The organism is Gilliamella sp. B3023 (assembly GCF_026536845.1).
GTDB classification, from domain to species: domain Bacteria; phylum Pseudomonadota; class Gammaproteobacteria; order Enterobacterales; family Orbaceae; genus Gilliamella; species Gilliamella apicola_E.
The window spans coordinates 85,058-104,833 of the sequence record NZ_JAFNNH010000003.1 but is presented as its reverse complement, the minus strand read 5'-3'; the positions used below and the strand labels follow the sequence as shown (position 1 = coordinate 104,833).

Here is a 19,776-nt window from a genome sequence, read left to right as displayed (position 1 = left end):
CCATGATTTATCAATTAGAAAATCTAAAACCACAAATTAATTCTAAGTGTTTTATTGCTAAATCAGCAGACATCATTGGTGATGTTATTTTAGAAGAAGGCGTATCTATATGGTTTAACGCAGTTTTGCGAGGTGATATCGCAACGATTCATATTGGTAAAAATAGTAATGTTCAAGATAACAGTACTATTCATACAGAAACTGACATTCCCTGTATTGTTGGTGAGAATGTCACCGTTGGCCATAATGTTATTTTGCATAGTTGTAATATTGAGGATAATAGTTTAATTGGTATGGGAAGTACTATTTTAAACAATGCTAGAATTGCCAAAAACTGCCTAGTAGGTGCTAACTCACTAGTTACACATAGTCTGCCTTATGAGGAAGGTTGTTTGATTATGGGATCTCCAGCTAAAATTATTCGTAAACTCACAGATGAAGAAATTCAAGCAAATATTAAAAATGCTCAACATTACGTGTTGAATGCAAAAAGATTTAATCAAACCTTAACGCTATCGAATTAATAGTTGCTAATAAATTAGTTTTTATACACCTTTCACGCTATGAGTAGGTTCAATTTATGATAAAATACTCAAAATTTTTAATTAAGATAGTTTTTAGGTACGTGTTTGAAAAAATCTAAAATTACAAGAAGACAGATTGTTGCACAATTAATTCTATTATCATTAATAGGCTTATCTGTTTACTTATTTTTATCACTGTTTACTTATAACCCATCAGATCCTGGCTGGTCACGTACAGCTTGGCACTATCCTATTAGCAATTTAGGCGGTTATATTGGTGCATATATTTCTGATATCTTATTTCAGTTTTTTGGATTAATCGCCTATAGTTTACCGGTTATTATTATCTTTTTTTGTTTACAATTAATGGGTTACTTTTACCGTCATGCCAGTGATCCTATTAACTATTTTAGTGTTTCATTCCGAATTATCGGCATTTTAGCTTTTGTACTTAGTTGTTGTGGTTTTTTTGCCCTTAATATTCGCGATCCAGAACAATTCCAAGCAGGTGGTTATTTAGGTTCGATAATAATTGAAAGCCTTCTACCTGTTATGAGTAGCTTAGCTACCTCTCTAGCTTTGCTTGCAACAACACTAGCGTGTATTACGCTTTTAACTGGTTTCTCTTGGCTTTATCTGTTTGAAAAAATTGGTGCGTTAGTTATGTTCATCTTGTCACCAATAAAATGGTTATTTACTCCGGATAAAGTTTCACAACCAGCTGATTCGAATCAAGAAGACAAATTAACAACAGAAAAACAGCCACAATTTGATCTACCTATTGATGTTGATAGTAGTGATAATATTGACTCAACCAAATTGGCGACAGAATCAGATATTAGTACAACTAAACCTATTTCATTAAAAGATGATGAAGTATTTATAAAAACTGCTGCTCAATTATTGCAATCTATTGAGGCAAATACATCTCCTAACGAAACCAACCAACCGACTAAAGATATATCTAAAAAAGAAATGGATCCTGACGCGATTTTAGCGCGAATGGAAACTATTTTGAAAAATATGAATGAAAGCACCACGAGTGATATGAGTTCAACAGAATCTGATGGAGAAATTAATAGTCGTGAGGCCTTAGAACCTTTTGAAGAAGATAAATACGCTATTGCCGATGCACCAAGTAAACCTTTATTCACTATGGAGCATAATGAGCCAAAAATTAATCTAAATCATATTGCATCTCAAGATTCAGTTGATCCAATTGTAATCGAACCTTTAGCGGAAACATCACCAAGTATTACACCTGAATATCATAATACTAATGATATTCCAGCCGAATTTGAGATACCCGAAGATGTTGATATATCACTTCTTAAAGAAGAAAATCCTCTCATTGATGACATATATCAAAATGAGGTAGTAAACGAATCAAATGAACAACAAACTAAAAATGAAATAAAAGAAGTTACGGATGAGGATGAGGAAGAAAGCCTTATTCATCCTTTGCTAAAACGCAATGATAAGCCTTTACCTAAACCAACAACACCGTTACCTTCGTTAAATTTATTAACGCCACCACCAACAACTCGAATTGAAGTTGATCACGCGGCATTAAATGCAATGTCAGAGCAAATCGAAAAAAGCCTCTCTGATTATCGAGTAAAAGCTAGAGTTGTCGATTATTTACCTGGCCCCGTTATTACTCGCTTCGAAATTGAACTTGCACCAGGCATTAAGGCAGCAAGAATTTCGACACTTGACCGAGATTTAGCTCGCTCATTATCAATGCCTTCAGTACGGGTGGTCGAGGTTATTCCAGGTAAACCGTATGTCGGAATTGAATTACCAAATAAAAATCGACAAACTGTTTATTTCAGAGAAGTATTAGATAGTCCACAATTTAAAAATGCACAATCTCCTTTAACAATTGTATTAGGAAAAGATATCGCAGGACAATCAGTGGTTGCAGATTTAGCTAAAATGCCACATTTATTGGTTGCAGGAACGACCGGTTCAGGTAAATCAGTAGGTGTTAATGCCATGATATTAAGCATTTTATACAAATCACAACCTGAAGATGTTAGGTTTATAATGATTGATCCTAAAATGTTAGAACTATCTATCTATGAAGGGATTCCTCATCTATTGACCCAAGTAGTAACTGATATGAAAGATGCGGCTAATGCACTTAACTGGTGTGTTAATGAAATGGAGCGTCGCTATCGATTGATGTCAGCATTGGGCGTTCGTAACATTGCTGGTTTTAACGAAAAAATCAAACTTGCCGAAGAAATGGGACGACCAATTCCAGATCCTCTTTGGAAACCCACTGATAGTATGGATCTTGAAATGCCAACGCTTGAAAAACTTCCATATATTGTGGTTATGGTGGATGAATTCGCCGACTTAATTATGGCCGTTGGAAAAAAAGTCGAAGAGCTCATTGCACGGCTTGCGCAAAAAGCTCGAGCGGCTGGCATCCACTTAGTGCTTGCAACCCAACGCCCATCAGTTGATGTGATTACTGGTTTAATCAAAGCCAACATACCAACTCGAATAGCATTTACTGTTTCAAGCAAGATTGATTCACGTACAATCTTAGATCAAATGGGGGCTGAATCACTTCTAGGTATGGGTGACATGCTCTATTTAGCACCCAATAGCTCAATTCCTATTCGTGTTCATGGCGCATTTGTACGTGATGAAGAGGTTCATGCAGTTGTACAAGATTGGAAAGCGCGTGGCACACCTAAATATATCGAGAATGTAACAGTTTCAACTGATGATAATGAAGGTAATAGCTTTGATATGACCGACGAAGAACTCGATCCACTTTTCGATCAAGTAGTAGCATTTGTGGTTGAAACCCGTCGAGCATCAATATCAAGCGTCCAACGCAAATTTAGAATTGGTTACAATCGCGCTGCACGAATAGTAGAACAAATGGAAGTTGAAGGCATTATAAGTGCGCCAAGTCATAATGGTAATCGCGAAGTACTTGCACAAGCATCACCTAATGATTATTAGGCTAAATTTCAATAGTAAACCATTTAACTAATAAGATAGTGTGTCACTATATAAAATTTTAAGTGGTCTGCTTTCTAAATTTTAACCAGTAAATCATTGATAAAATTGCGCCTATTATTGCTATACCGGCTAAGGCAAAATAGGCGATTATCATCGACCATTTCAAACTAATTATTCCAACAATAATTGGAAATAGCGTCATACCTAGTGCATAAATAGCTTGAAATAATCCCATGGCAGCAGAACGAGCATACGATGGCACATCTATCATCGCTTCAAAATTTAAAAACGAAAATAGTATACCAGTCCCTATACCAGGGATAATTTGCAATAGAAGAATAATATAAACAGAAGAGACCTGAGGTACTAAAATACAATAAAGTGCTAGTAATAGAAAAGATAAAATTACCCAGCTTGAAATTCTCATCAGATTAATCCACTTAGTCGCCCCCAATTTAGCAAATAGAACTGAAGATAACATATAGACAATTGAAGAAATGCCAATTAAAAAGGCATTCCCCCCTAAATCACTCAATATCTGATTAGTAAAAGACATTGTGGTAGACATTTGAATGCCTTGCTGAATTAAAGCAAGAAATGAGAAAAACAATAATTTTCGATTACATAATGCGCTAAACAAAAGATGATAGTTAAAATCATGATGGATCTTTTCCGGATATTTTAGCTTTATTGCTAAAATAAAAGCCAATAACCCACTAAAGCAACTAAGCACACAAATTCCTACCATATGAATATAATCATACAATAATGTACCTGTTAAAAAGGCTAAAAACACACCTAGATTATTAACCATTATAATTAAACTAGTTGCATACCCTTTTTTAGATTTGGGATAAAAACCTAAAAAAAGCACCATAAAAGAGATCCACATTGCACTGGCGAAACCTGAAATTATATTACCAACGAGAAAACCAGTTCCATTCGGTTCAATAATACGAATCACTGATGCAATTCCAGCAAAAAAGGTGCCTAATACAATAAAAATTTTATGTTTCTCTTTTACATTGGCTAATAAACCAACCGGCAATCTTAAGAATAATTGCGAAAATCCATAAGCACTAACCACCATTCCAATCATAGTAGTCGATATATTTATCGCCGCAAGATAAGGGGTTTGATAAGGAATATAGATATATTGTGCATACCAGAAAAAAAACACAATACACAACAATAAATAAGACTTCTTCTTGGCTGACTTCATTTATCCACAATTTTAATACTGATAATTTTTGCTCTAAAAATATATCTAAATAAATTATTTAGCAATAATTATGACAAACTTGTCTAATTTTTTAAACTATGCTAGCTTGAAGTGAATTAAAAAGTGATAAAAATTGATCTTACTAAATTCATAATACAAACATCTTAACTTTATGATTTATATAATAATGATAATTTTTAGTGTATTAAGCTTTTTATCAATGAATAACCATTCTTTAAGTAATGGAGAAAATAATGGACTATCAAAAAATTGCACATCAAATACTCGAATTAGTCGGCGGTAAAGAGAATATTATCAACTTAACACACTGCTTTACTCGCTTACGGTTTCAATTAAATGACAGTAAAAAAGCTAATCGCGAAAAATTATTACAGACAGAAGGTGTGATTTCCGTTGTTGAAAGTAGTGGACAATACCAAGTAGTATTAGGCAATAAAGTCACCAAAATTTATGAGCAACTTCTCCCTCTAATTGGCGAGTTAGAACAAAGTAATCAAACGGAACCTAAAGTTTCATTAGGGGTAAAAATACTTAATGCTTTTGCAGCTATTTTTACACCAATCATCCCTGCTATTGCAGCATCAGGTATGTTAAAGGGAATTTTAGCTATAGCGGTTATGATAGGTAATTATTACTATCAAACTGATATCAAAACTTATAACACCTACACGATTTTACATGCTGCATCAGATGCAGTTTTCTACTTCATGCCAATAATACTTGGCTATACCGCTGCTAAAGTATTTAAAGCACATGAATTTATATCGATGATAATTGGTGCAACATTATGTTATCCATCAATTGTCAATTTAATGACAAGTAAAACTGAAGTCACTCTGTTTACCATTGAATTAACCAAAGCAAGTTACACGTCTAGCGTTATCCCAATTATATTAGCGGTATTTATTTTAAGTTATGTACAAAGATTTTTGGAATATATTATCCCTGAAGTATTAAAAATTATCATGGTGCCAACTTTTTCATTACTTATCATGATACCAGCTACTTTACTTATTTTCGGTCCTATTGGTATCTATATTGGCGAATTTATAAACTGGATCTATTACTACATTATGGGCGTTAGCCCTATATTATTAGGAGCATTTATCGGTGGTGTATGGTGTATTTTAGTCATCTTTGGCGCACATCGTGCTATTGTACCAATCGGCATTAATGACGTAGCTCAAACTGGACGCCAGAACTTACTTGCTTTCGCTGGAGCGGCGAACTTTTCACAAGCTGGAGCCGCATTAGGTGTATTTTTCAAAACCAAAAATAAAAATTTAAAAACCGTTGCCGCATCGGCAACAATCACAGCCTTGTTCGGCATTACCGAACCAGCGATTTATGGCGCTAACTTAAGATTGAAAAAACCAATGATTTGTGCGGTTGTGTGTGGTGCACTTGCTGGAGGATTAATGGGTTGGGGAGGATCTTATGGTACAGCCTTTGCCAACCAAGGGGTATTAACAATACCTGTTTATGCGGAAGCAGGTACAAAAGCGTTCTTATGCTATTTAATTGGTATAGGCTTTGCATTTTTTGGTTCATGCATTATGACAATGATTGTTGGATTTAATGACATACCAAACGAAAAAGAATCAAAAACAATTCAAACTCCATTAACCACTGATACAACTATTCTATCGCCTGTTGAGGGTGAGGTCATTGCCTTAAATCAAGTCAAAGATGAAGTATTTGCTTCAGGATCGATGGGCAAAGGGATCGCGGTTTATCCTAAGGTAGGAGAAATAGTTGCACCAGCGGATTGTACAGTATCAGTACTCTACCCTACTTTACATGCTATTGGTCTAACATTAGATAATGGTATTGAACTGTTGATTCACATTGGAATTGACACCGTTAAATTACAAGGTAAATATTTTAAATCCTATGTACAAGCAGGCCAACACATTACAAAAGGAACCAAAATAGTTTCATTTGATATTGATAAAATAAAAGAATTCGATTTAACGACTTCGGTTATTGTCGTTAATTCGAATCAATATAAAAATATAGAATATTGTCAAGAAGATCACGTCAGTAAAAAAGACAATTTATTATTTATTCAAGTTTAGAGGTTAATATATGAAAGCTTTTGCTAAGGATTTTTGGTGGGGAGCATCATCTTCTGCCTTTCAAATTGAAGGTGGATGGGATGCTGATGGAAAAGGGATGACCGTTGCTGATTATAACTCATTTCAACGCTCTGCAGTGCAAGCCGATAGCAAAGTTGCCAGTGATTTCTATCATCATGTAGAGAGTGATATCGCTTTGTTTAAAGAATTGGGATTAAAAACTTATCGTTTTTCAATATCATGGGCACGTATTATTCCTGATGGGGACGGTGAAATAAATCAAGCTGGGATTGATTTTTATAATCGAGTAATTAACGAATTAATCAAAAATAATATCATTCCATTTATTACTCTTTATCACTTTGATTTACCATTTGCCTTAGTTGATAAATATAATGGTTGGCAAGACCGCCGTTGTGTCGATGCATTTAGACGCTATGCTCAGGTCTGCTATAAAGCATTTGGTGATCGGGTAAAAAACTGGCAAATCAATAATGAACAAAATTTGATGATTCGTGTTAATGAACGAATGAACATGTACAAAGTCGCACCAGCCGACACAGAAAAAGTGAGAGCTCAAATGGATTATCACATGTTTGTTGCTCATGCGATGGCAACAAATGATTGCCATGAACTAATTGCTGGAAGCAAAGTAGGACCAGCGGTATCATCCACCATGACCTATCCTGCAAGTAATAAACCAATGGATGTTTGGGCAGCTAAAATGAATGATAATTTTAAAACTAATTATGCCCTAGATATGTACTGTTTTGGTGATTATCCGGGATACTACAAACATTATTTGCAACGTTGTGGTATCTACCCTATTACACAACCAGAAGATGCCGAAATATTAAAAAAAGCTAAACCTGATTTTATTGCCGTAAATTACTATCGAACATTAGTCGCAAGCTATTTACCGGAAGATGATGCTCATCCATTTGGCACTAAAGAAAAAGATATTGATTTCGATCTATATGGCTATTTCAAGATCGAGAAAAACCCAAATTTAACCGCTTCTACTTATGGCGCACAAATTGACCCGATGGGGTTGAGACTAGTATTAAATGAATATTATCGCCAATATCGTTTACCATTAATTATTACTGAAAATGGATTAGGTACTCCAGATACATTAACTGCTGACAATAAAGTACATGATGATTATCGAATTGATTATATCAAATCGCACATATTAGCTTGTCATGATGCAATTGAAGATGGGGTTGAACTATTTGGATATTGTCCATGGTCAGTAATTGATTTACTAAGTTCTCATCAAGGTTTCAAAAAACGTTATGGCTTTGTTTATGTTGATCGAGATGATCATGACTTAAAAACACTTAATCGAATTAAAAAAGATAGTTTTTATTGGTATCAGCAAGTCATCAAAGATAATGGTATTAAAGATTAAAAACAGGGATGGGCTTTAAAAAAGCCCATCATGATAGTTGTTGAAACAAACAGCTATACTGGAAATGATTGTTTGCCTAATCTTGTCATAACTTCAAATATGAACTACATCATTTTATTAGCCTGATAATAATTCAGTTTTAATGTAAATTAGATGATTTATAGATATGGAGTGATATTGAATTTTTGAGTTGAGGAACGGGGTTTTTGAGGCAAATATAAACACTAATTTAACCACTTTAGTTAGTCAAAAAGTAAAATAGTGCATTATTATGAAAGTAAAGGAAAATAGGATTGATAAAATCAATTATTTCTCAATCCTATTGATTAGCAGATAAAATTTAGATTTGAGCTAGTGCTTGTTCTAAATCATTAAGAAGATCACTGATATCTTCAAGACCAACCGAAATACGTAATAATTGATCGGATATACCTGCGGTTTTACGTGCTTCAGCACTAATTCCTGAATGAGTCATAGTTGCAGGATGACAGATTAAACTTTCCACACCACCAAGTGATTGGGCTAATGTAAATATATTGAGTGCATTTAAAAATTTCGGCATAACATTAGCATCACCTGCTAATTCAAAACTTAGCAGTGAACCAAAACCTTTTTGTTGTCTTTTCGCAATATCATGTCCAAGATTTGAAGGTAATGATGGATGAAAAACTTTTGCAATTTTAGGGTGATTTGCTAAAAATTCTACCACTTTTTGCGCATTTTCTTGCTGTAATTTAACTCTTGCTGCTAGCGTTCTTAAACCACGTAATAACAAATAACTATCAAATGACGAGGTAGATGTTCCGATATTATTGGCCCACCATAGTACATCCGTTGCTAATTGTTGATCTTTAAACACCAATATTCCAGCGAGTAAATCTGAATGGCCATTTAAAAACTTAGTACAAGAATGGCTAACAATATCAGCACCAAGCTCTAATGGTTTTTGTAAAATTGGCGTCATAAAGGTGTTATCGACTAAAACCAAAGCACCAACCGCATGAGCTTGTCGAGTGATCGCTTCTATATCGACAACTCGTAACAAAGGGTTACTTGGTGATTCAATTAAGACTAATTTAGGTTTTAAGCTAAGTGCTTCTTTCAAAGCAACAGAATCTGATTGGTCAACAAATTTTGTTTTAAAATAGCCTTTTTGACTCAAACTATTAAATAATCGATAACTACCGCCATAACAGTCATGAGGCGCAACAACAACATCATTTGGACTAAGTAAGGCAACGCTAATTAGATGTATTGCTGACATACCGCAATTAGTTAAAATAGCATCCACCCCACCTTCTAATTTAGCAACGGTTTCTTCGACTAATCGTCTACTTGGATTGGATTTGCGACCATAATCAAACTTCCTCGGTGTTGCAAACTCTTCATAACGATAACATGTTGAAGGCGTAATAACAGGAACTACGCTACCAAATTGATCATCTGTATTAATTCCACCACGAACAGCTATCGTGCCTTGGCTAAAATTAGTACCTTGTCTTAGATTTTTAGAATCACTAGCCATAACAACCTTCCTACCAAGCATTTTATATATCTAATAATTGTATAAGAATAGCACAATAAAAAAAGACGTCAACATGTCTAGACGTCTAACTATCTTGGTGTATAGATTGCAGCTAAATAAAAAAAACGCTAAAATTACCCACATTATTTGTGATGTGATTTGGTGAAAAATATGATGGAATGGAACGGCGATTATATCAGCCCTTATGCTGAACATGGTAAAAAAAGTGAACAAGTAAAAAAAATTACAGTCTCAATTCCGTTGAAAGTACTTAAAATATTAACTGATGAGCGAACAAGGCGACAAGTCAATAATTTACGTCATGCAACGAATAGTGAATTATTATGTGAAGCCTTTTTACACGCTTATACTGGTCAACCACTACCTTGTGATGAAGATCTTCAGAAAGATCGTGATGATGGAATTCCACAACAAGCACAAAAAATGATGAGAGATTTAGGCATCGATCCGGATTTAATCGACGAATGATTGAATTAAAATAAAATAATAGATACAAAAAAGGCGCTTAAAGCGCCTTTTTGACAACGTTAGTTTAGTAAAACTATTTTTTACCACCAACCATTGCAAAACGTTGTTTGAATTTATCAACACGTCCGCCAGTTGCAACATCACGTTGTTTACCAGTATAAAACGGGTGACATTCACCACATACGTCAAGATGAATATCATGACCAATAGTTGAATGAGTTTTAATTGTGTTACCACAAGAACAAGTTGCTGTAATTGCAGTGTATTCTGGATGGATACCTTCTTTCATAATAAACCTCTAAAGTTTGTTCGTATCGCTATATAAACGGCTTAATCGCAAAATCTATACACCATACGAGTGTTAAATAACATGATAAGGGTGCGAATTATACGTCCTATATGAAAGATAATCAAGTAATAATCGACCAATCTAAACCGGTAATTGCCCGATAGTTACTTGAAGTTCAATCTTTTCTCCATTTCGCAAAACTAATATGGGGACGATTGTTCCTGGTTTCAACTCTGCAATTTGATCCATAGTTTCTACTATGGATTTTACTGGTTTATTATCAACCATAATTAATATATCATTTGCTTCAACGCCGGCCTGTAATGAAGGTCCTTCAGCATTGGTAACTAATATACCTAATACCTTCGGTAAATCACTAGGATTTTGCGTTGGGGCGAATTCTAACCCATCAATGCCAATATAGCCTCGAATCACTTTCCCATCTTGAATTAATTTATCCATTATTTTAACGGCTAATGCTGTTGGGATGGCAAAACCAATTCCTTCAGGAACATCATTACCTAGATTTTTAGCAAATGTTAATGTATTAATGCCTACCAACTCACCTTTAGTATTTACTAAAGCTCCACCTGAATTACCATGATTAATCGATGCATCAGTTTGAATAAAGTTTTGTCGACGATATGGGCTTAATCCGTCACGCCCTGTCGCACTAATAATACCTTGGGTAATCGTTTGACCAATGTTATATGGATTACCAATAGCTAAAACAACATCACCAATTTTGGGGTCTCGTTTAGAATTAATAGGTATGACCGGGATATTAGTTGCCTCTATTTTAAGCACAGCAATATCAACCAACTTATCGGAACCTACAGGTAATGCTTCAAAAATTCGACCATCTTGCAAGGCAACAATAATTTGTTCAGCTCCATCAACAACATGATAATTGGTAATGATATAGCCATACTCACTCATAATTACACCAGAACCTAGCGGTGTAATTGGGCCATCTTGTGATTGTTTTGGAACAGAATTAATCGATCGACTGTAGATATTTACTACTGCTGGAGCAGCAATCTTAACCGCATCAGAATAACTCATAGGTTCTTCATTAAAAATAGATCTGGAAAAATCTGATTGCGTTCCATTTCTTAAAGAAGGGAAAATAATGAGTAATACTATCGCTAACACACCACCAATTAATATTGGCCAAAGAAACTTTTTAAGCATAATTATTATTATAAAGATGAGAATAGTTGATAGGATTCTATCATATCTAACCGATGGTTAAAATGAAGTTTTCGTCGATGCAAAGCATCGACGATTTTTAGCTATATAATTACTTAGCGTAAGATAAGATATAGACGGCTATCTCCTCGGACAATATTTAAAGCGATTGCAGAAGGATTGCTATCAATCACTTTACGTAGTTCAGAAATACTATTAACTCTAGACTTATTGACCCCTGTGATAAGATCACCTTCTTGTAAACTTAAACGTGAAGCAGGAGAGTTTTTAACAATACTCTCAATTAATACACCTTTTTGTCCTTTTATATCACCATTAACAAGTGTTGCACCTTCAAGTGCTGGATGTAAAGATTTTGCTTCGGTACTGGATGCATCACCGTTTTTCAATTTAACCTCAACAGAAATCTCTTTGCCATCTCGAATCAAACCTAATTTAACTGTACGACCAGCTCCAGTTGTCGCGATTTTTGCGCGTAACTCTGCAAAACTATCAACCGGTTTACCGTCCATAGAAATGATGACATCACCAGATTTAATTCCTGCTTCTTTTGCAGCAGAATCATCTATAACTTCACTAACAAAAGCACCTTTTTGTACTTCAAGGTCAAAAGCTTTAGCAATATCTGATGTTAATTCATTACCTTTTATACCTAAAACACCTCGTTTAACTTCACCATACTCAATAAGTTGAGAAGTCAAACTTCTAACCATATTACTAGGTATAGCGAAACCAATTCCTACATTACCCCCACTTGGCGCGATAATAGCAGTGTTTATCCCAACTAGTTCACCATTTAAGTTAACTAAAGCACCACCGGAATTACCTTGGTTAATTGACGCGTCAGTTTGAATGAAATTTTCAAAGCCATCCATACTTAACCCACTACGAGCTAACGCAGAAATGATACCTGAAGTAACAGTTTGACCGATACCGAATGGATTACCAATCGCAACAACGTAATCACCAACTCGCGTTTTATCTGAGTCAGCAAGTTTGATTGAGGTTAATTTTTTTGCATTATCCACTTTTAATAAAGCAATATCACTTTGTGGATCTTTACCAATTAGTTTTGCTTGATATTCATGACCGTCATTTATTACTACCGTAATTTTATCGGCGCTATCAATTACATGATTATTGGTAACAATATAACCTTTTTCAGCATCAATAATGACACCAGAACCTAATCCCGAGAAAGGCCTAGATTGACTATCCGGATAGCCGAAAAATCGTCTAAATTCTTCCGGCATATTATTTTGCATTTGAGCAGTGCCTTCAACTTTAATACTTACTACCGAAGGTAAAACGGTTTCCAACATTGGTGCCAACGATGGTTGTTGTTGGTTATTATCCGTTGGTAAAAATGGGAATGCCGCATTGGCATTAGATAATGTAGCTAAACTTAAACCTAAACTTAATGCAATTATACTTAATAATTTTTTTGGTTTTCGTAAAGAATGACTCATCATAAAACTCTCTTATTTAAGAAATTTGATATTTAAAACATAAATAGCCTAATAAAACTAAGAAATGTTGAAAATTAATTAAGATTTCACTTCATCATTTTTGAATAATCCTGAAGGATTATCTGAATAGTCTTTAGGCTGCTTTTCAAGTGTTAATTCATTTTTGACACTGATATCATTATTGACGGCTTCTAAATCAATCATAGGCATATCATCAGAAGTTACAAATTGCCCAGAGGTTTCAGCAATATGTTGATATAAGCGACGAAAATCTTTGGCCATATTATCCAATATTTCAGCACTATGAGAAAAATGTTTAACCATCATCTGTTTTTGAGATGCTAATTCTTCTTGGGCTTGTTCCAATTCGCGTTTAACTTTGGCATATTTACGTCCTTTTTGAGAAACAAAATTGATGAAAATTATACCCACAATAAAACCAATTATTAGGCCGATGATAATATAGGTCATCATACTTTTATCCATATTTCACTCCTGTATCTTCTCATTTATTATTTCTAAATATTGTTTAGCTTATTTTGCATGGTTAGCAAGTTTTATCAATTGTTTTTTTAGTTTTTCAGGTGCTTGCTCAGCCAAAGCATTTAAATATATTGCTGTTTGAATCGTAATCACATTATTAATTTTAGCATTCTTATTTGAAAAATTAACTAATTGTGAGTTATTTGTCGCAATAGTGGGATTAATCTTATATTGAATAGAGGATAACGAAGGTAAGATTTTTTGACGTATACCTGAAATCAAATTACTTTGTTCGTATTTTATTCTTGTTAACCAGTTAGCTGAACTAACCTCAAGAATAAGAATACCTTGACGATAATTTGCAACTCTATATTGCTGATTCAACGGTGCTGGAAGCAATTCATCAATAACCTTCGTTAATTGACTCAGTGCTAATGTTCTTTCTTTTATTTGGGATAATAGAGCCCCTTGTGACAAAAGGCTGGTCAACATTTTTGGCTCATTATCACGCATGAATTAGGCTCATCCTTAGTTCTTGCTAAAATTAAAACAAATCTATTTATAATATAAATAACTCAATACTCAATAATTTACCTGATCTATTCAAAAAAGTCGTGTAAAAAAATAATATTTACACATTATTTGAACTATTAAAAATGAAATAAATAATAAGGCTAATTAAAATAATTAATCAATTTCAAAAAAATAGGTAGAATCAAAAATTTTGATCCTACCTATGTTAGTTATTATTAATTATTTGTTAGTTATCTAGTTATGATTAATTAGTGGTACTTTGATTAACTTGGTTCTCGCGAATAAATGTCCAAAGCACAATTGCACCGATTACATCAAAGAAAGCTAATGCAATAAAGAAAGGACCAAAACCAATTATGCCTACAAATGCACCAATGAAAAGGTTAAATATTAATTGACCTGTCCAAGCACAAGCACCGGCCATCCCAACTGCTGTAGCAACCTGATTTTTCTTAAATAAATCGCCGCCTAAAGTTGATGCAACAGTAGATAACAATTGATGTGAAAAACCACCAAGGCTGATTAAAAATACCGCTAAGTATGGGTTTTCAACAATACTAACAAAACCAATGGTCATCATTAACACAGCGCCGATGGTAAAGGTGATCAATCTTGAATTGATTAATGATATTCCACGGTCATTAAAAAACTTCGCAACAAAACCACTTGCTAAACAGCCTAGATCAGCCATCAAAAACGGTAGCCAAACAAACATAGCAATTTCTTTTAAACTAAAGTGTAATGTTTCAACGAAGAAAATTGGCACCCAAAAATTGATTGTCCCCCAAGCTGGATCTGCAAGAAAACGTGCAATACCAATACCCCAGAAATTACGCTGAGTAAGGATCGTTTTTAAAGATACTTTTTCTTTATCATTGTCTAAATATTTTTCTTGACCTGCTTCAATATATTCTCTTTCTTCAGGAGACAATATTTTTGAATCTTTAGGGTCACGATAAAAAATAAACCAAGCAAGAGCAGCAATTAATGCTAACGAACCAGAAACAACGAAAGCAAATTCCCAACCTTGGAATAAAATACACCAAGCGATTAGAGGGGGAGCTAACATAGCACCAAAAGATGTCCCCATATTAAACACACCTGATGCGATCCCTCTTTCTTTTGCAGGGAACCATATAGAGGCAGTTTTTATTCCTGCTGGGATAGCTGATGCTTCACTAAAGCCCATTACACCGCGCATGAAAGCTAAACCTTGCCATGTACCTGTCAATGCATGACCCATGGTTGCTAATCCCCAAATTACCGCACAGATAGCAAACCCAAGTCTTAGACCTATAGTATCAATAAAAAAGCCCATGATAGGTTGACCTATTGTATACGCTAACTGGAATGCGCTAACAATCCAAGAATATTGCTCTTTAGTAATACCTGTGGTTTCTAAAATTGTCGGCGCGGCAACCCCTAATGCCGTTCGATCAAGATAATTGATTATTGTAATAGCACAGACAAGTAAAATCATGTACCACCGAAATTTTGGAATTGTTCTCATTTTATTTCCTTCATCTTATTTATTGTTAATTCGTATTATTTAGAAAAATAATGATTTGCATTGTTAAAACAAATATTTCTAATCATGTTGCCAACTAATTCAAAATCTTCAGGAATTTCTCCATTTTCCATCCAATTCCCCACCATATTACAAAGAATTCGTCTAAAATATTCATGTCTTGTAAATGATAAAAAACTACGGGAATCAGTTAACATACCGACAAATTGACTTAATAATCCCATTTGAGAAAGTTGCATTATCTGACGTTCCATTCCATCTTTTTGGTCATTGAACCACCAGCCCGAACCAAATTGAATTTTTCCTGCAATATTTGAACCTTGAAAGTTACCAGCCATAGTCGCTAAGACCTCATTATCACGAGGGTTTAGACAATACAAAATAGTTTTAGGCAGTTCATCAGTTAAGTCCAAAATACCTAATAATGAAGAAAGTGGTTCGGCGATGGGTCTATCACCAATCGAGTCAAACCCAGCATCAGGACCAAGCATTTTAAACATTCGTTGATTATTATTACGCAAAGCTCCTAAATGTAATTGCATAACCCAATTACGTTTATGATATTGCTTACCTAACCAAACAAGTACTGCCGTACTAAATTGTGCAATTTCCAGTTCAGAAAGGGACTGATTAGCAAGACGTTTTGCTATTATTTGATCAAGCTGTTTTTCCGAAGGAATATCAGCATAACGGAGAATTTCGATGCCATGATCTGCAGCTTCACAACCATGTTGTTCAAAATGATCTAATCGTTTGGTTAACGCACAAAGTAATTTTTCAAAACTATTAATTTCGATATCAGTTACTTTTCCTAATTCAACAATATAATCAACAAAGCCTGTTAGTTCTATTTTAAAAACTCTGTCTGGTCGCCAACTTGGTCTTACTTTAGTTTTAAATGAAGCATCTAAAGCGATTTGTTTGTGATATTCAAGTGAATCAATAGGGTCATCAGTTGTTCCTACTGCTTTGACATTCATTTGTGTCAAAATACCTCTGGTTGAGAATTCAGCAGTCGCTAATTTATCATTAGCCTCAGACCAAATTTTATCAGCTGTTTTTTCGTTAAGAAGAATATTTTTTATACCAAATGGTCTTTTTAACTCCAGATGAGTCCAATGGTAAATCGGGTTTCCAAGCGTTAAAGGAACAACTTTTGCCCAAGTAAGATATTTTTCATAGTCAGATGCATCACCTGTGATATATTTTTCATCAATTCCAGCTGTCCGTAACACTCGCCATTTGTAATGATCACCAGCTAACCAAATTTCAGCTAAATTACGGAAATTTTTATTTTCAGCGATATCTTTTGGTGGTAAATGGCAATGATAATCGTATATAGGTTGATCTTCAGCGTAATCAAAATAAAGCTTTTGTGCCGCATCAGTTTGTAACAAAAAGTTATCATCTAAGAATTTTTTCATTGTTTTTCTTTCCAATTTATAAAGCTAAATCCTTAATAGTCTGTTTGGCACCTTTTTTCATTAAAGAAAGATAATGTTCTGTTATTTTTTCTCTGAATAATGAATTGGCGGGTAAATCTGATCCAAAAACAGCTTCTAAACTTAATAACGAGTTAACTCTTTCTACCCCATCATCACTCTCAGCAACAAGTTTTTTCAACTCATCAACCATTGGATCGCGAATATCGATTACTTGTTTATGGTCATCAATACCACCAACATATCGCATCCAACCAGCTACCCCTAAAGCTAGTAATGAAAAATCAGAATTATGTTTAATATGCCAACGGATAGAATCAAGTATGCGTTGCGGTAGTTTTTGTGTACCATCCATAGCGATTTGCCATGTTCTATGTTTTAGTGATGGGTTACTAAATCTTTCAATAAGTTTTTCAGCATATTGTTGTAAATTAACGTGCGATGGAACATTTAAGGTTGGTGCTTGCTGTTGCATCATTAACGATAAAGTCGCTTTTTTATAATTTTCGTCATTCATACAATCATTGATATGCTCATAACCAGCTAAATAACCTAAATAGGCTAAAAATGAATGGCTACCATTTAGCATTCGAAGTTTCATTTCTTCATATGGCACTACATTATCAACAAATTCAGCACCAGCTTCGTTCCAATTAGGTCGAGAAGTCACAAAATTATCTTCAATAACCCATTGAATAAATGGCTCACAAGCAATACCACACGGATCATACATGCCACCTAATACATCTTGAATTTCTTCTAAGGTTTCAGATGTTGCAGCAGGAACAATACGGTCAACCATCGTACAAGGGAAAGTTGTATTATTTTCAATCCATTTAGCCAGCTCAAGATCGCGTGCATTCGCTAAATCTAAAATAGCTTTCCTCAAAACTAAACCATTTTCTGGCATGTTGTCACATGATAAAGCCGTAAACGATTTCAATCCTCTTTGCATTCTTCTATATAAAGCTTCAACAATAACACCTGGCGCTGACATAGGTTTACTTGGAGAAGCTAAATCTGCTTTGATTAATTCATTATTCAAATCCAAACCAGTCCCACCAGGCAACATACAGTAACCTTTTTCAGTTACGGTTAATGAAACAATTTCGACAATAGGATCAGCCATTTTTTCTAAAATTGTTTCAATACCGTCTGTTGGTGCTAATAATGATTCTTTTACACTTCCAATAATATAGGCTTGTTTAGATGTCGCGCCTTTTTCAAGCACTGTATATAGATGATCTTGTTTTCTAATATCATTGATTAACTCTTCACCACCAACAATATTTACCTCGCAGATAGCCCAATCACTATTACCTTTATTCAATAAACGATCAGTAAATAGTGCCTGATGTGCTCTGTGAAATGCACCAAAACCTATATGTACAATACGAGCGGTCATTTTCTCCCTATTGTACAAAGGTTTATTTTTGATTGATTGTGGTATTTCTAATAAATTCAACATTTTATACACCGTAATTAACTAACTGCAATATTTATTGGTTAGACATATTTTCATTTGTTGACAAAATTTTCATCTTTATTTTTCAATTTTTGTGATTCGCGTCACATTTTTTGGTTTATTTTATAGGGATGTTTGCTAAAATCTTTATAATGGCCGACAATATTGGTAAACCAATTTAAAGATGTAATGGATTTCTTTTATTATTAACTTAGAGGAGTTTAATAATTAGCGTATAATTATCTTCAATAAACTTAATAGTATTCTGAGGATTATAGATTATGCCAAGAGGCAAACGACTCTATCAAGAAATTGGTAATGAGTTAAAATTGTTATTAAAAAGTGGAACTTTTAAAATTGGTGACCGTCTACCACCAGAAAGAGATATTGCTGAGACCTTTGATGTTAGCAGAACGGTAGTTCGAGAAGCATTAATTATGTTAGAGCTTGAAAAATTAGTTGAAGTAAAAAAAGGCTCTGGTGTTTATGTAATTGGTTTACCAAGCGAGTTCTTGTCTGAAAAAGACAGGGAAATAGAAGAAGAGGATTTTGGTCCTTTTGAATTATTACAAGCGAGACAATTAATTGAAAGTAATATTGCCGCTTTTGCTGCCTCACAAATTGTAAAAGCTGATATTGTAGAGTTAAGAGCTATATTAGAACAAGAACGTCAAATTTTAGAACAAGATGTACTTGATGACTATAGTGCTGATGAAATGTTTCATATTGCAATAGCTCGAGCCACAAAGAACTCAATACTTGAGCGGTTATTAGAAGATCTATGGACAAAACGTTCATCAAGTAAAATGTGGGACCAACTACAAAGTAGAATAACCGATCATAGTTATCGAAAAAAATGGTTATATGATCATGAAAAAATTCTACAGGCATTACAGTTGAAAGATGCAATGGCTGCACGCCATGCTATGTGGCAGCACTTAGAAAATGTTAAACAAACATTAATGACTGTTTCTGACAGTGAAGATCCAAATTTTGATGGTTATTTATTTGACTCTATACCGGTCACTATCGTTAACCAATAGAAACAAATATGCATTGTTTATGGATCTTCATTTTAGAATAATTTTGTAAATGA

16 protein-coding genes are annotated in these 19,776 nt (G+C 34.3%); 6 read left to right on the top strand and 10 right to left on the bottom strand.

Annotated features, from left to right (window positions below):
* Positions 1 to 2: 2 nt before the first annotated feature.
* Both J3U16_RS02835 and J3U16_RS12090 read left to right on the top strand, forming a co-directional pair.
* Positions 3 to 524 carry a gamma carbonic anhydrase family protein gene (locus J3U16_RS02835; protein WP_065734685.1) on the top strand — a complete coding sequence of 174 codons (522 nt, stop codon included), beginning with the start codon at positions 3 to 5 and terminating at the stop codon, positions 522 to 524.
* A 105-nt stretch (positions 525 to 629) separates the two neighbouring features.
* Positions 630 to 3,509 carry a DNA translocase FtsK 4TM domain-containing protein gene (locus J3U16_RS12090; RefSeq protein WP_416380742.1) on the top strand — a complete coding sequence of 960 codons (2,880 nt, stop codon included), beginning with the start codon at positions 630 to 632 and terminating at the stop codon, positions 3,507 to 3,509.
* A gap of 58 nt (positions 3,510 to 3,567) precedes the next feature.
* Here J3U16_RS12090 and J3U16_RS02820 read toward each other — a convergent pair whose 3' ends face one another.
* Positions 3,568 to 4,731 carry an MFS transporter gene (locus J3U16_RS02820; protein ID WP_267342484.1) on the bottom strand — a complete coding sequence of 388 codons (1,164 nt, stop codon included), beginning with the start codon at positions 4,729 to 4,731 and terminating at the stop codon, positions 3,568 to 3,570.
* A gap of 254 nt (positions 4,732 to 4,985) precedes the next feature.
* Between J3U16_RS02820 and J3U16_RS02815 the strand changes: the two genes are divergently transcribed.
* Both J3U16_RS02815 and J3U16_RS02810 read left to right on the top strand, forming a co-directional pair.
* Complete coding sequence (locus tag J3U16_RS02815) at positions 4,986 to 6,830, top strand: beta-glucoside-specific PTS transporter subunit IIABC (protein ID WP_267342483.1); 1,845 nt, start codon at positions 4,986 to 4,988, stop codon at positions 6,828 to 6,830.
* A 10-nt stretch (positions 6,831 to 6,840) separates the two neighbouring features.
* The gene (locus J3U16_RS02810; protein WP_267330448.1) at positions 6,841 to 8,244 is read left to right on the top strand and encodes a glycoside hydrolase family 1 protein; all 1,404 of its coding nucleotides are present in this window, start codon (positions 6,841 to 6,843) and stop codon (positions 8,242 to 8,244) included.
* A 340-nt stretch (positions 8,245 to 8,584) separates the two neighbouring features.
* On the opposite strand, the gene metB is transcribed toward J3U16_RS02810, so the two are convergent.
* A complete protein-coding gene (gene metB, locus J3U16_RS02805) occupies positions 8,585 to 9,769 on the bottom strand; it encodes a cystathionine gamma-synthase (protein ID WP_267330447.1) in 1,185 nt (394 codons plus the stop codon).
* 171 nt (positions 9,770 to 9,940) lie between these two features.
* On the opposite strand from metB, the gene metJ reads away from it, so the two are divergent.
* Positions 9,941 to 10,258, top strand: a complete 318-nt coding sequence (metJ, locus tag J3U16_RS02800; protein WP_065563626.1) for a met regulon transcriptional regulator MetJ — start codon at positions 9,941 to 9,943, stop codon at positions 10,256 to 10,258.
* Positions 10,259 to 10,331: 73 nt separating this feature from the next.
* Here the strand turns inward: metJ and rpmE are convergent, their stop codons facing one another.
* From rpmE to J3U16_RS02760, 8 genes are all read right to left on the bottom strand, one after another.
* Positions 10,332 to 10,547, bottom strand: coding sequence for a 50S ribosomal protein L31 (gene rpmE, locus J3U16_RS02795; RefSeq protein WP_065563627.1), 216 nt, complete (start codon positions 10,545 to 10,547; stop codon positions 10,332 to 10,334).
* 141 nt (positions 10,548 to 10,688) lie between these two features.
* Positions 10,689 to 11,741 (bottom strand): outer membrane-stress sensor serine endopeptidase DegS, encoded by a 1,053-nt coding sequence (degS, locus tag J3U16_RS02790; RefSeq protein ID WP_065563628.1) that lies wholly within the window; start codon positions 11,739 to 11,741, stop codon positions 10,689 to 10,691.
* Between the two features lie 113 nt (positions 11,742 to 11,854).
* On the bottom strand, positions 11,855 to 13,228 hold the full coding sequence (locus J3U16_RS02785) for a Do family serine endopeptidase (protein WP_065563750.1): 1,374 nt from the start codon (positions 13,226 to 13,228) through the stop codon (positions 11,855 to 11,857).
* A 78-nt stretch (positions 13,229 to 13,306) separates the two neighbouring features.
* On the bottom strand, positions 13,307 to 13,714 hold the full coding sequence (locus J3U16_RS02780; protein WP_065563629.1) for a YhcB family protein: 408 nt from the start codon (positions 13,712 to 13,714) through the stop codon (positions 13,307 to 13,309).
* A 48-nt stretch (positions 13,715 to 13,762) separates the two neighbouring features.
* Complete coding sequence (locus J3U16_RS02775; protein WP_065734691.1) at positions 13,763 to 14,224, bottom strand: DUF721 domain-containing protein; 462 nt, start codon at positions 14,222 to 14,224, stop codon at positions 13,763 to 13,765.
* Positions 14,225 to 14,489: 265 nt separating this feature from the next.
* Positions 14,490 to 15,755 (bottom strand): MFS transporter, encoded by a 1,266-nt coding sequence (locus tag J3U16_RS02770; protein WP_065563631.1) that lies wholly within the window; start codon positions 15,753 to 15,755, stop codon positions 14,490 to 14,492.
* Positions 15,756 to 15,790: 35 nt separating this feature from the next.
* Entirely contained in the window at positions 15,791 to 17,197 is a 1,407-nt protein-coding gene (gene uxaC / locus J3U16_RS02765) for a glucuronate isomerase (protein WP_065734692.1), read from the bottom strand.
* A 16-nt stretch (positions 17,198 to 17,213) separates the two neighbouring features.
* Positions 17,214 to 18,683, bottom strand: a complete 1,470-nt coding sequence (locus J3U16_RS02760) for a mannitol dehydrogenase family protein (protein WP_267330446.1) — start codon at positions 18,681 to 18,683, stop codon at positions 17,214 to 17,216.
* 278 nt (positions 18,684 to 18,961) lie between these two features.
* Between J3U16_RS02760 and J3U16_RS02755 the strand changes: the two genes are divergently transcribed.
* Positions 18,962 to 19,723 carry a GntR family transcriptional regulator gene (locus J3U16_RS02755; RefSeq protein WP_065734694.1) on the top strand — a complete coding sequence of 254 codons (762 nt, stop codon included), beginning with the start codon at positions 18,962 to 18,964 and terminating at the stop codon, positions 19,721 to 19,723.
* The last annotated feature ends 53 nt before the right edge of the window (positions 19,724 to 19,776 follow it).

Coding starts and splice junctions, on each gene's coding strand:
- J3U16_RS02760 (WP_267330446.1), bottom strand. CDS start 18,683: ATGTTGAATTTATTAGAAATACCACAATCAATCAAAAATAAACCTTTG.
- uxaC (WP_065734692.1), bottom strand. CDS start 17,197: ATGAAAAAATTCTTAGATGATAACTTTTTGTTACAAACTGATGCGGCA.
- J3U16_RS02835 (WP_065734685.1), top strand. CDS start 3: ATGATTTATCAATTAGAAAATCTAAAACCACAAATTAATTCTAAGTGT.
- metB (WP_267330447.1), bottom strand. CDS start 9,769: ATGGCTAGTGATTCTAAAAATCTAAGACAAGGTACTAATTTTAGCCAA.
- J3U16_RS02780 (WP_065563629.1), bottom strand. CDS start 13,714: ATGGATAAAAGTATGATGACCTATATTATCATCGGCCTAATAATTGGT.
- rpmE (WP_065563627.1), bottom strand. CDS start 10,547: ATGAAAGAAGGTATCCATCCAGAATACACTGCAATTACAGCAACTTGT.
- J3U16_RS02785 (WP_065563750.1), bottom strand. CDS start 13,228: ATGAGTCATTCTTTACGAAAACCAAAAAAATTATTAAGTATAATTGCA.
- degS (WP_065563628.1), bottom strand. CDS start 11,741: ATGCTTAAAAAGTTTCTTTGGCCAATATTAATTGGTGGTGTGTTAGCG.
- J3U16_RS02815 (WP_267342483.1), top strand. CDS start 4,986: ATGGACTATCAAAAAATTGCACATCAAATACTCGAATTAGTCGGCGGT.
- J3U16_RS02755 (WP_065734694.1), top strand. CDS start 18,962: ATGCCAAGAGGCAAACGACTCTATCAAGAAATTGGTAATGAGTTAAAA.
- metJ (WP_065563626.1), top strand. CDS start 9,941: ATGATGGAATGGAACGGCGATTATATCAGCCCTTATGCTGAACATGGT.
- J3U16_RS02810 (WP_267330448.1), top strand. CDS start 6,841: ATGAAAGCTTTTGCTAAGGATTTTTGGTGGGGAGCATCATCTTCTGCC.
- J3U16_RS02770 (WP_065563631.1), bottom strand. CDS start 15,755: ATGAGAACAATTCCAAAATTTCGGTGGTACATGATTTTACTTGTCTGT.
- J3U16_RS02775 (WP_065734691.1), bottom strand. CDS start 14,224: ATGCGTGATAATGAGCCAAAAATGTTGACCAGCCTTTTGTCACAAGGG.
- J3U16_RS02820 (WP_267342484.1), bottom strand. CDS start 4,731: ATGAAGTCAGCCAAGAAGAAGTCTTATTTATTGTTGTGTATTGTGTTT.